This window comes from Pantoea sp. GABEPS69, from assembly GCF_045780835.1.
GTDB classification, from domain to species: Bacteria; Pseudomonadota; Gammaproteobacteria; order Enterobacterales; family Enterobacteriaceae; genus Pantoea; species Pantoea septica.
In genome coordinates this window covers 3,614,380-3,627,257 of sequence record NZ_CP118618.1, presented here as the reverse complement: position 1 = coordinate 3,627,257, position 12,878 = coordinate 3,614,380, and the positions used below count along the sequence as shown (strand labels likewise).

Annotated in this window: 8 protein-coding genes; 2 read left to right on the top strand and 6 right to left on the bottom strand. The window is 57.9% G+C overall.

From position 1 onward, the window contains the following. Positions 1-16 precede the first annotated feature (16 nt). Together PVE98_RS17685 and gltB are read right to left on the bottom strand one after the other, a co-directional pair. Positions 17-1,435: a glutamate synthase small subunit gene (locus PVE98_RS17685; RefSeq protein ID WP_096072469.1), complete on the bottom strand. Its 1,419-nt coding sequence runs from the start codon at positions 1,433-1,435 to the stop codon at positions 17-19. Between the two features lie 54 nt (positions 1,436-1,489). Further along, positions 1,490-5,959 carry a glutamate synthase large subunit gene (gene gltB, locus PVE98_RS17680; RefSeq protein ID WP_033749257.1) on the bottom strand — a complete coding sequence of 1,490 codons (4,470 nt, stop codon included), beginning with the start codon at positions 5,957-5,959 and terminating at the stop codon, positions 1,490-1,492. A gap of 849 nt (positions 5,960-6,808) precedes the next feature. On the opposite strand from gltB, the gene arcB reads away from it, so the two are divergent. Both arcB and mtgA read left to right on the top strand, forming a co-directional pair. Further along, complete coding sequence (gene arcB, locus PVE98_RS17675) at positions 6,809-9,151, top strand: aerobic respiration two-component sensor histidine kinase ArcB (protein WP_096072471.1); 2,343 nt, start codon at positions 6,809-6,811, stop codon at positions 9,149-9,151. A gap of 883 nt (positions 9,152-10,034) precedes the next feature. Then, positions 10,035-10,754 carry a monofunctional biosynthetic peptidoglycan transglycosylase gene (gene mtgA, locus PVE98_RS17670; protein WP_313620447.1) on the top strand — a complete coding sequence of 240 codons (720 nt, stop codon included), beginning with the start codon at positions 10,035-10,037 and terminating at the stop codon, positions 10,752-10,754. Between the two features lie 3 nt (positions 10,755-10,757). Here mtgA and npr read toward each other — a convergent pair whose 3' ends face one another. The 4 genes from npr to hpf form a co-directional block, all read right to left on the bottom strand. Continuing rightward, positions 10,758-11,030, bottom strand: coding sequence for a PTS phosphocarrier protein NPr (npr, locus tag PVE98_RS17665; protein WP_033749260.1), 273 nt, complete (start codon positions 11,028-11,030; stop codon positions 10,758-10,760). Further along, the gene (rapZ, locus tag PVE98_RS17660; protein ID WP_033749261.1) at positions 11,027-11,881 is read right to left on the bottom strand and encodes an RNase adapter RapZ; all 855 of its coding nucleotides are present in this window, start codon (positions 11,879-11,881) and stop codon (positions 11,027-11,029) included. Before rapZ ends, npr begins: the two co-directional genes overlap by 4 nt. A 54-nt stretch (positions 11,882-11,935) precedes the next feature. Further along, positions 11,936-12,415 (bottom strand): PTS IIA-like nitrogen regulatory protein PtsN, encoded by a 480-nt coding sequence (ptsN, locus tag PVE98_RS17655; RefSeq protein ID WP_033749262.1) that lies wholly within the window; start codon positions 12,413-12,415, stop codon positions 11,936-11,938. Between the two features lie 156 nt (positions 12,416-12,571). After that, the gene (hpf, locus tag PVE98_RS17650; protein WP_048784682.1) at positions 12,572-12,859 is read right to left on the bottom strand and encodes a ribosome hibernation promoting factor; all 288 of its coding nucleotides are present in this window, start codon (positions 12,857-12,859) and stop codon (positions 12,572-12,574) included. Between the last annotated feature and the right edge of the window lie 19 nt (positions 12,860-12,878).

Genomic DNA, 12,878 nt, shown 5'->3' with positions numbered 1-12,878 from the left:
TGTCGCTGCGCGAACCTTATACTTCCAGATAATCCATGATGCCTTCGGCAGCTTTACGCCCTTCGGCAATCGCCGTCACCACCAAATCCGAACCGCGCACCGCATCGCCGCCGGCGAAGATTTTCGGGTTGCTGGTCTGGAAGGCGCTTTCAGCCTGTTCCGGCGCGATAATGCGTCCCTGACCGTCCAGCTCTACGCTGAAGTCGGCCAGCCACTCCATTTTGTGCGGACGGAAGCCGAACGCCATAACTACGGCATCAGCAGGCAGCACATGCTCGGAGCCAGGCACGATTTCCGCGCGGCGACGTCCTGCCGCATCCGGCTGGCCCAATTCGGTGCGCGCCACTTTGACGCCGCTGACGCGACCGCTGGCGTTGATTTCGACGCCCAGCGGCTGCACGTTGAACTGAAACTCCACGCCCTCTTCACGCGCGTTTTTCACCTCGCGTTTCGAACCCGGCATGTTGGCTTCGTCGCGGCGGTAGGCGCAGGTAACGTGCGTCGCGCCCTGACGGATAGAGGTGCGTACGCAGTCCATCGCAGTATCGCCGCCGCCCAGCACCACGACGCGCTTGCCTTCCATACTGATATAAGGCTGTTCGTCCTGCTGCGCAAAGCCCATCGTGTGCTTAGTGTTGGCGATCAGGAACGGCAGCGCGTCGTAGACGCCCGGCGCATCCTCGTTCTCCAGTCCGCCGCGCATCGACTGATAGGTGCCGACGCCCAGAAAGACCGCGTCATAGGCGTTCAGCAGGTCGCTCATCTGCACGTCGCGGCCAACTTCCGTATTCAGCTGAAACTCAATGCCCATTCCGGTAAAGAGTTCGCGGCGCTTGATCATCACCTCTTTTTCCAGCTTGAACGACGGAATGCCGAAGGTCAGCAGGCCGCCGATTTCCGGATGGCGATCGTAAACCACCGCCTTGACGCCGTTGCGCGTCAGCACGTCCGCGCAGGCGAGGCCCGCCGGACCCGCGCCGATAATCGCCACGCGCTTGCCGGTCGGTTTCACGTGCGACATATCTGGACGCCAGCCCATCTCCATCGCTTTATCGTTGATGTAGCGCTCGATATTGCCGATGGTGACCGCGCCGAACTCGTCGTTCAGGGTGCAGGAGCCTTCGCACAGGCGATCCTGCGGGCAAACGCGTCCGCACACTTCCGGCAGGCTGTTGGTCTGATGCGACAGCTCCGCCGCTTCGATAATGCGGCCTTCGTTCGCCAGCTTCAGCCAGTTAGGAATGTAGTTGTGAACCGGACACTTCCACTCGCAGTAAGGGTTGCCGCACGAGAGACAGCGATCGGCCTGCGCCTTCACCTGGCTGTCAGAGAAGGGCTCATAAATTTCGACAAACTCAATTTTACGAATTTTCAGCGGCTTCTTTGGCGGGTCAACGCGCTGCAGGTCGATAAATTGATATACGTTTTGACTCATCGTAACCTCTTACGGCTATCCCGTCCGGCGGGCCGCGCCGGACGGGGCAAACTATTACTGTGCCTGCACGCGCAGCTCTGCTGCGGAACGACTGCGGTGACCCAGCAACGCTTTGACGTCGCTGGACTTCGGTTTAACCAGCGCGAAGCGCGACGACCAGAGCGGCCAGTTGGCGAGGATCTCTTCGCCGCGGCTGGAGCCGGTGTGCTGTACATGCTCGGTGATCAGGCCGCGCAGGTGTTCCTCATGGATCGCCAGCTCGTCGACGTTGAGCACTTCCACCAGCTCCGGGTTGACGCGCTTGCGGAACTCGCCGTCTTCATCCAGCACGTAGGCGAAGCCGCCCGTCATGCCGGCGCCGAAGTTGACGCCGGTGCGGCCCAGCACGCAGACGATGCCGCCGGTCATATATTCGCATCCGTTGTCGCCGATCCCTTCTACCACCGTAATCGCGCCCGAGTTGCGCACTGCGAAACGCTCGCCCGCGCGGCCTGCGGCAAACAGTTTGCCGCCCGTCGCGCCGTAGAGGCAGGTGTTGCCCGCAATGGTCGCTTCGTGGCTGCGGAACGCGGAGCCGACCGGCGGACGGATTGCCAGCATGCCGCCTGCCATCCCTTTGCCGACATAGTCGTTGGCGTCGCCGGTCAGCGTCAGCTCAACGCCGCCTGCGTTCCATACGCCGAAGCTCTGACCGGCGGTGCCGGAGAAGTGCGCGCGGATCGGATCCGCCGCCAGCCCCTGATCGCCGTGGATCGCCGCGATAGCGCCAGAGAGCGTCGCGCCGACAGAGCGGTCGGTGTTGCGAATGTCGAAGAAGAAGGTCTTGCTCTGTCTCGCTTCTACAAACGGCATCGCCTGGTCGTGCAGCGCTTTATTCAGCTCGCCTTTGTCAAATGGCGGGTTGCTGCCTTCGGTGCAGTGCAGCGCCTTGCCCGGCATCGGCGTGGCGGTTTTCAGCAGCGACGAGAGATCCAGGTTCTGCTGCTTGGCGGTGAAGCCGTCCAGCTCTTTCAGCAGGTCGGTGCGGCCGATCAGGTCAGTCAGGCGTTTCACGCCCAGGCTGGCCATCAGCTCGCGGGTTTCACGCGCGATGAACTCAAAGTAGTTGGTTACCTTGAAGGGCAGGCCGTGATAGTGATTCTTACGCAGCTTGTCGTCCTGGGTTGCTACGCCGGTCGCGCAGTTGTTCAGGTGACAGATACGCAGGTATTTACAGCCCAGCGCCACCATCGGACCGGTGCCGAAGCCGAAGCTTTCCGCGCCGAGGATCGCCGCCTTGATAATGTCGAGGCCGGTTTTCAGGCCGCCGTCGACCTGCAGACGGATCTTATGACGCAGACCGTTGGAGACCAGCGCCTGCTGGGTTTCCACCAGACCGAGCTCCCATGGGCAGCCTGCATATTTCACCGAGCTTAACGGGCTGGCGCCGGTGCCGCCGTCATAGCCGGCGATAGTGATCAGGTCGGCATAGGCTTTCGCCACGCCGGTCGCGATGGTGCCGACGCCTGGTTCGGAAACCAGCTTCACCGAAATCATCGCTTTAGGATTCACCTGCTTCAGGTCGAAAATCAGCTGCGCCAGATCTTCGATCGAGTAGATGTCGTGATGCGGTGGCGGGGAGATCAGCGTGACGCCCGGCACGGAGTAGCGCAGCTTCGCGATATACGGGGTGACTTTGTCGCCCGGCAGCTGGCCGCCTTCGCCCGGCTTCGCACCCTGCGCCACTTTAATCTGAATGACGTCGGCATTGACCAGATAGGCTGGCGTCACGCCGAAGCGGCCCGAAGCGACCTGCTTGATGCGCGAGACTTTATTGGTGCCGTAGCGCGCCGGATCTTCGCCGCCTTCGCCGGAGTTGGAGCAGCCGCCGAGCGAGTTCATCGCTTCGGCCAGCGCCTCATGCGCCTCCGGGCTGAGCGCGCCGATAGACATCGCCGCGGTGTCAAAACGCTTAAACAGCTCGCTGGCCGGCTCGACGTCGTCGATATGGACCGATTCGGTGCCAGGCTGCAGCGCCAGCAGATCGCGCAGCGTCGCCACTGGACGCTCGTTCACCAGCTTCGCATAGGCCTGATAGTCGCTGTATTCGCCGCTCTCTACGGCGCGTTGCAGGGTACCCACCACGTCCGGGTTATAGGCGTGATACTCGCCGCCGTGCACATACTTCAGCAGGCCGCCCTGGTCCAGCGGCTTGCGCTGCAGCCAGGCGCGTTTCGCCAGATTGGTGAGATCCTGCTGGAAGTCGGCGAAGCTGGCGCCGCTGATGCGGCTGACCACGCCCTGGAAGCAGAGGCGCGATACATCGGCATGCAGGCCCACCGCTTCGAACAGTTTCGAGCAGCGATAGGAGGCGATGGTCGAGATGCCCATTTTGGACATGATCTTGTAAAGGCCTTTGTTGATGCCGTTACGGTAGTTCAGCATCACGGCGCGATAGTCTTTTTCGATCACGTTGCTGTCGACCATCTTCGCCAGCGATTCATAGGCCAGGTAAGGATAGATAGCGGTCGCGCCGAAGCCGAGCAGTACGGCAAAGTGGTGCGGATCGCGCGCGCTGGCGGTCTCGACGATAATGTTGGCGTCGCAGCGCAGGTTTTTCTCAACCAGACGCGTCTGCACCGCGCCGACGATCATCGGCGCCGGAACCGGCAGGCGATTTTCGCCGATGGCGCGATCGGAGAGCACCAGCAGCACGGTACCGTCGCGCACCATACGTTCGGCCTCGTCGCACAGCGCGTGCATCGCCTGTTCCAGCGTTTGCGTCGCCGGGTCGAAGGTGCAGTCGAGCGTGTCGGCGCGATAGTACTCGCCTTCCATGGTGGTCAGCTGATTAAAGTCGGACCACAGCAGGATAGGGGACTTAAAGCTGACGCGGTGCGCCTGACCTTCCGCTTCGCAGAAGACGTTCATTTCGCGGCCGATGCTGGTGGCCAGCGACATCACATGGTTTTCACGCAGCGGATCGATCGGCGGGTTGGTCACCTGCGCAAACTGCTGGCGGAAATAGTCATAAATAATACGCGGGCGGCTGGAGAGTACGGCAAACGGCGTGTCGTCGCCCATCGAGCCGACCGCTTCCTGGCCGTTCTCGCCCAGCACGCGAATAATAGTGTCGAGCTCTTCGCTGCTGTAGCCGAACTGCTTCTGGTAAGTCGCCAGCAGCGGATCGTTCAGCTCGCGGCTGCCGACCTGGTCGTCAGGCAGATCTTCGAACGGCACCAGACGCTTAACGTTTTTCTCCATCCACTCTTTATAGGGATGGCGACTCTTCAGATCGTTATCGGTTTCCGCCGAATGGAGGATGCGCCCGATACGGGTGTCGATCACCATCAGCTCACCGGGACCGACGCGGCCTTTCTCTACCACTTCGTCCGGCTGGTAATCCCAGATGCCGACTTCGGAGGCGCAGGTGATCAGCTTGTCTTTGGTAATCACGTAGCGCGCCGGACGCAGGCCGTTACGGTCAAGGTTACAGGCGGCGTAGCGGCCGTCGGACATGACGATGCCCGCCGGGCCGTCCCACGGCTCCATATGCATGGAGTTGAAGTCGAAGAAGGCGCGCAGTTCCGGATCCATATCCGGGTTGTTTTGCCATGCGGGCGGCACCAGCAGGCGCATCGCGCGCACCAGGTCCATGCCGCCGTTGAGGAACAGCTCCAGCATGTTGTCCATCGAACTGGAGTCGGAGCCGGTTTCATTGACGAACGGCCCGGCGTTCTGCAGATCGGGGATCAGCGGCGTATTGAATTTGTAGGCGCGCGCGCGCGCCCACTGCCGGTTACCGGCGATGGTGTTGATTTCGCCGTTGTGCGCCATATAGCGGAACGGCTGCGCCAGCGGCCAGCGCGGTACGGTATTGGTAGAGAAGCGCTGATGGAACAGGCAGATAGCCGATTCCAGACGCAGGTCCGCCAGATCGAGATAGAAGCGCGGCAGGTCGGCCGGCATACACAGGCCTTTGTAGATATTGACCTGGTTAGAGAAGCTACAGATATAAAATGCTTTATCGTCGGTCTGTTCAATGCGCTTTTCCGCGCGGCGGCGCGCCATATAAAGGCGACGCTCCATATCGCGCGGACGCCAGCCGGCCGGGGCGTTAATAAAGAGCTGCTGAATGCGCGGCATAGAGGAGAGGGCGATCTCTCCCAATACGTCCTGATTGACGGGCACGTCGCGCCAGCCGACCACAGAGAGGGTTTCACGGACCACTTCCTCTTCCACAATGCGGCGGCTCGCCTGAGCCTCTTCTTCATCATGGCTCAGGAACAGCATGCCCACGGCGTAATTTTTCGCCAGGCGCCAGCCTTTTTCTTCCGCAACGACGCGGAAGAAACGGTCAGGTTTTTGTAATAACAGACCACAGCCGTCGCCGGTCTTGCCGTCGGCAAGGATCGCGCCACGGTGTTGCATACGGGCCAGCGCGTGGATAGCGGTACGCACCACCTTGTGGCTAGGTTCGCCTTCTATATGGGCGATGAGGCCGAAACCACAGTTATCCTTTTCAAGGGATTTGTCATACAACATTTCAGTGAACCTCCCCAGGCTCTGTGGATTCCCTTTGGTCGGGCTACGGGCGCAGAAAGTGCTAAGCGACAGGCTGGCGCGCATCGTGCGCTGCACTCCTGTGTCGCCCCATCTGTCTGGCCTTTGGCGTCGTTGTCACAAGCGTCGTGGTCTTGTTACAGGGGGAATCTCTGTTACTGCATAAATATGACGAGTTGAGCACCCGTCCAGAAAGCTTCCAGCGGATTTCCAACTTATCGGGAAAGCGGAATAAGGTCAAATAGCGTTCCTGGTCGTCTTTTTATCAGGGTGTTGTTGCTTAACTTACTGAATTTCATTCATTTAAATGCTAAAAAAGCGGCTGCAGGCCATTACCTCTGCCCGGCCGAAATGTGAACTGTCTCACTGTCATGCAGCCGTCACATCCCTTCGCCGTGCTGGTTTGATATGCTTTAACAGCAGAATCTGCTGGATAGCAGATTACCCGCACATCATGTATCTGTTTTTCTTATAACAGCCTTTTTGCCGCAAATGAGCAGGCTTCATAAGTAAAATTAATCAGGATGAGCGCGACTATTCACGCAATTAAAATGAATTTCTATTCAAATGGAAAAAGGGATGCCGGGACAACGAAAGGTTGTCGACAAAGAAAAAGAAAGGTTTGGATCACAGTCGCCACGCAACAGGCGGCCCTTCAGATTATTCGGTTGGCGCAATTAGTCAAGTGATTTAGCGCCAGCGCAGGTATCGTCGGCGATCGTGGCGTCAGATGCACTATAACGGGGCGTAACGCGCGCTTTCCGGCGCTTCGTCGCGCCATCGGCAGAGTAATTACGCTATGATGAGCCTGTTCTTTTCCAGGGAGTTCGTATGAAACAGATTCGCCTGCTGGCGCAGTATTATGTTGATTTGATGGTTAAGCTGGGACTGGTGCGTTTTTCGCTGCTGCTGGCGTCGGCGCTGGTGGTGCTGGCGATGGTGGTGCAGATGGCGGTGACCATGGTGCTGCGCGGCCATGTCGAGAGCATCGACGTGGTACGTTCAGTGTTCTTCGGGCTGCTGATTACGCCCTGGGCGGTCTACTTTCTCTCGGTGGTGGTCGATCAGCTGGAGGAGTCGCGTCAGCGTCTGTCGCGGCTGGTGGACAAGCTGGAAGAGATGCGCACCCGCGATTTAGAGCTCAATCAGCAGATGAAAGAGACCATCACCCAGCTCAATCAGGAAATTAACGATCGTATCAAGGCGGAGCAGGCGCGCGAGCAGGTGATGGATAAGCTGCGCGAGGAGATGGCGCGCCGCGAACAGGCGCAGATCGAACTGGAACAGCAATCCTCGTTTCTCCGCTCTTTCCTCGACGCTTCGCCCGATCTGGTGTTCTACCGCAATATCGACAAGCAGTTTTCCGGCTGTAACCGCGCCATGGAGTTGCTGACCGGCAAAAGCGAAAAGCAGCTGATCGGCCTGACGCCGCGCGATATTTATGACGATGACGCTGCTACCAAAGTGCTGGAGACGGATGAAAAAGTTTTCCGTCATAACGTGTCGCTCACTTATGAACAGTGGCTGCAATATCCGGACGGGCGCAAAGCCTGTTTTGAAATTCGTAAAGTGCCTTACTACGACCGCGTAGGCAAACGCAGCGGGCTAATGGGCTTTGGCCGCGATATTACCGAGCGTAAGCGCTATCAGGACGCGCTGGAGAATGCCAGCCGGGAGAAAACCACCTTTATCTCTACGATCAGCCACGAGCTGCGTACGCCGCTTAACGGCATTGTGGGCCTGAGCCGCATTTTGCTCGATACCGATCTCAATCAGGAGCAGCTGAAATACCTGAAAACCATTCACGTTTCAGCGATTACGCTCGGCAATATCTTCAACGACGTTATCGAAGTCGACAAGATCGAGCGCCGTAAGGTGCAGCTGGATAATCAGCCGCTCGACTTCACCGGCTTCCTGGCGGATCTGGAGAACCTTTCCGGGCTGCTGGCGCAGCCGAAAGGGCTCAGATTCGTGATGGCGCCTGAGCTACCGCTGCCGCACAAGATTTGCGCCGACGGCACGCGCCTGCGCCAGATCCTGTGGAACCTGATCGGCAACGCGGTGAAGTTCACCCAGCAGGGCGAAATCGTGGTGCGCGTCGCCTACGAGCCGAACGAGACTCTGCGCTTCGAGGTTGAAGACTCCGGGCAGGGTATTCCACAGGAAGAGCAGGACAAGATCTTCGCCATGTATTATCAGGTGAAAGATCAGCACGGCGGCAAGCCGGCCACCGGTACCGGCATCGGGCTGGCGGTGTCGCGTCGCCTGGCGCAGGCGATGGGCGGCGATATTACCGTACGCAGCGCGCCGGGCCAGGGCTCCTGCTTTACCGTGCTGATCAAGGCACCGCGCGTGGCCGAAGAGGTGGAAGATGACAGCAGGGACGACAGCATGCCGCTGCCGGCGCTGCACGTTTTGCTGGTGGAAGATATCGAGCTGAACGTAATCGTGGCGCGGTCGGTGCTGGAGAAGCTTGGCTGCAGCGTCGAGGTCGCCATGACCGGCCAGGCCGCGCTGGAGATGTTCGATCCGCTGGAATTCGATCTCGCCCTGCTGGATATCCAGCTGCCGGATATGACCGGCCTCGACGTCTCGCGCGCCATCCATCAGCGTTATCCAGACGCCAGCCTGCCGCCGCTGGTGGCGCTGACCGCCAACGTGCTCAAAGACAAAAAAGAGTATCTGGAGGCCGGTATGGACGACGTGCTGAGCAAACCGCTTTCCGTTCCGGCGCTGACCGCCATGATCAAGAAGTTCTGGGATCATCAGAACGAAGAGATCGACGCTGACCACCCTGAAAGCGATGACAAGACGCGCGCGCTGCTGGATGTGCCGATGCTGGAGCAATATATCGAACTGGTGGGTCCCAGCCTGATTACGCAGAGCCTGACGATGTTTGAACAGATGATGCCTGGCTATCTGGAGGTGCTCGATTCGAATCTTATGGCGCGCGACCAGAAAGGCATTGCGGAAGAGGGGCACAAAATTAAAGGCGCGGCGGGATCGGTCGGGTTACAGCATCTGCAGCAGGTGGCTAAACAGATTCAAAGCCCGGAACTGCCGGCATGGTGGGACAACGTAGGCGAATGGGTCGAAGAGCTCAAGCGCGAGTGGCGTCATGACGTTCAGGTATTGCGCGACTGGGTGGCGGAAAGAGAAAACCAGGGGGCTTAAAAAAAATGACCCCAGTCGAAGACCGGGGTGCGCGAATACTGCGCCAACACCAGGGAAAAAGTCGCTGTTGCTATACTTGGAGGAGTTTAAGCGCAGCAGCGTGGTATCGGTTAACGTCTGTCATCACCTTAGCAAATTCATCAATGACCAGGTAAAGATTCATTAAAATGTGTGATGTTGAGCAGCGTTTAAATACAGAAAACATTAATTTGGCAACACAGTCAAGCAAGGAATTAATTTCTGCGTTGCATTGCGCTTATTTTGACCAATTGTTGCATTTTTTGTGCGGTTTTCGTTTGCCGTGACGATAAGCGCATGGCCTCAAACCAGGGAAAAGGGCACCCAACCGTTTTTAGCCGTTTTAAGTATGATAACGCAATGAAATTTAAAGTATAAAGTGCTGTTGCCACGATATTATCCAAAACGTTTTGGAAAGCGCGCCTTTAAAGTTCCAGATTTAAATTAAGTCCTGTCATTTTACAGGGCGCTAAGCATAAAATTGAGTGGCACAGACAGCGCTACGAAGATCAAATTAGCAGCCTGAAGTTGCCTGTTGTGTAACCATTCGCTTCAATTGGTGAAAAGCACAACAGTACGCTGTCTGTCATAGTTTAGAAAATCGAATCATTAGAAATGGTGCTTATTACAAATCGTTAAGTGTATGGCGTGGAAAGCGATAAGCGGACAACAAGTATGGAACCGATTCCTTTTTTACGGAAGTGCTTGATGTCATTCGATCTGTTTTAATATTTTACGGTCAAAACTGCGCTGCAACGGTTAAGCAACGCGTAAATTCAGACGCTTCTTCAGCGATTTTGACCAAGACGCGACTTTCATCACGTCGGGAATTGATTAATGCAGGGAACAGGTAAGAGAACATTGCATGAGCAAGAATAAAGGGAACCGCTGGCAACGCGTTAAGCGCGCTGTTATCGGCGCAGTGGTCGCCATAGCGGGGATCTGGGTCGCCGGAATTATTCTGTTTTCCTTTCTGCCGGTGCCGTTTTCCGCGGTAATGGCGGAACGGCAAATCGGTGCCTGGCTGCGCGGCGACTTTCATTATGTCGCGCACGCCGACTGGGCGGGCCACGACGAGATATCGTCCTGGATGGCGCTGGCGGTGATTGCCGCAGAAGATCAAAAATTTCCTGAGCACTGGGGTTTTGACGTCGACGCGATTGAAACGGCGCTGGGCAGCGAAGGCGAGCGCATGCGCGGCGCCTCGACACTGTCGCAGCAAACGGCGAAAAATCTTTTTCTCTGGGATGGGCGCAGCTGGGTGAGGAAAGGGCTGGAGGCGGGCTTAACGGTCGGTATCGAAACGGTCTGGACCAAACGTCGCATCCTGACGGTTTATCTCAATATCGCCGAGTTCGGGCAGGGCACCTTCGGCGTGGAGGCGGCGGCGCAGCGCTATTTTCATAAGCCGGCCAGCCGTTTGACGATAGCGGAAGCGGCGCTGCTGGCGGCGGTGCTGCCGAATCCCATCCGTTTTCGCGCCGACGCGCCTTCAGGCTATGTGCGGCAGCGTCAGCAGTGGATTATGCGCCAGATGCGCCAGCTAGGCGGAGAAGGCTTTTTGCAGCGCCATCATCTCAACTAGTCTTTACTCTTCGTCGAAGCCGGCTTCGAAAAGTTCGATGACGGCAGTCAGCGCCTGGCGCTCTTCCGGGCCGCTGGCTTCAATTTCAATATGACCGCCTTTCGCCGAGTCGAGCATCAGCAGGGCAATGACGCTGCTGGCCTCCGCCTCGGTGCCGGATTCGTTACGCAGCAACACTTCGGCGTCGAAGCTCTGCACCAGCTCAAACAGCTTCATGGCCGGACGCGCGTGCATGCCCAGCTTATTTTTGATTTCCACGGTTTGTTTGACGGTCATGATTTGCGTTTTTCCAGCGTACGATGGCGTGACTGCACGTTTTTGCCGCGTGAGCGGAAGTAGTCCGCCAGCTGCTCGGCGATATAGACCGAACGGTGTTTACCGCCGGTACAGCCGATGGCGACGGTCAGATAGCTGCGGTTGTTGGTTTCCAGCATGGGCAGCCAAAGTTCAAGGTAGCTGCGTGTCTGGTAGATAAAGTTGTGCACTTCCGTATGGCGATCGAGAAACGCCGCTACGGGGCGATCGAGGCCGGTCATCGGCCGCAGCTTGGGATCCCAGTGCGGGTTCGGCAGAAAGCGCACGTCAAAAACGTAGTCAGCGTCGATAGGGATGCCGTGCTTAAAGCCAAAAGACTCGAATACCATGGTCAGTTCGCGTTCGCGCTTGCCCAACAGGCGCGTGCGCAGCATCTCCGCCAGCTCGTGAACCGACATTTCTGAGGTATCGATAATTAAATCGGCGCGCGAGCGCAGCGGCTCCAGCAGATCGTTCTCTTCATCGATGGCGCTTTCCAGCGACAGATTTTTGCTGGAGAGCGGGTGCAGGCGGCGCGTGTCGCTGTAGCGGCGGATTAGCGTATTGCGATCGGCGTCCAGAAACAGCAGCTGCGGCGAAAAGGCGTCCGGCAGATTATTCAGCGCATGTTCGAATACCTCTGGCGACTCCGGCATATTGCGCACGTCGATGCTGACGGCGGCCGAAATATTGCGCTCCACCAGCGAGTTCGCCAGCTCGGGCAACAGCACCACGGGCAGGTTATCGACGCAGTAGAACCCCATATCTTCCAGCGCGCGTAGCGCCACCGACTTTCCTGAGCCTGACCGACCGCTAACGATCATCAGCACCATGACCTTCTCTCCCGTTTTAAACCGGCGCGCACGCCGGTAAAAGCGCAGCGCGCGTTACTGCTCCTCTGGAGCTTCTGTAATAATGGCGTAGAGTTCTTCATCGCTCTGCGCCGCGCGCAGGCGGCGACACACGGTCTTATCCGCCAGGCGTTTCGCGACCAGAGACAGCGTGTGCAGATGGGTTTTGCACTGATCCGCCGGCACTAGCAGCGCAAACAGCAGATCGACCGGCTGGTTGTCCACCGCATCAAATGCGATAGGCTGGTCGAGGCTGATAAAGACGCCGACGGCGCGCAGCGTATCCTCTTCCAGTTTGCCGTGCGGAATGGCGATACCGTTGCCGATACCGGTGCTGCCCATGCGTTCACGGGTCAGGATCGCTTCAAACAGCGTTTGATGCGGCAGATTAAGCTGCTTCGCTGCCAGCTCGCTAATAATTTCTAGCGCGCGCTTTTTACTCTGGCAGTGTACGCCGCTGCGCGTACAGTCCGGCGTCAGCACGGTGCTCAGTTCCAGTGTCAGATCGTTGTTCATTGTCGTTTCACTTGCGAGTTCACAGAGCCGCAGGCCTGCCGCGCTAAACGGCCGCGCGGTATCCCGTGGCGCTTGCACAGATGGCAAAACGGGGCGGTAAATCCGCCCCATCCTGACCGCCCCGAGCGCGCGGCAAGCGCGCTGCAAGCGTGAAGGTTAGTGTTTTTTCAGTTTGTCTTTGTGCCGGGTGAGCTGACGGGCGAGTTTATCCACCAGTCCGTCAAGCGCCGCGTACATATCTTCCGCTTCCGACGTGGCGTGCAGCTCGCCGCCGTTGACGTGCAAAGTCGCTTCCGCAACCTGAGTGACCTTTTCCACTTTCAGAACAATATAAACCTGATTGATACGATCGAAGTAGTGTTCCAGTTTGGCAAATTTCGTGTTGATGAATTCACGCAGTGGTTCGGTGATTTCAACGTTTTGCCCAGTGAGGTTTAGCTGCATAGGTCTTCCTTCTCATTTC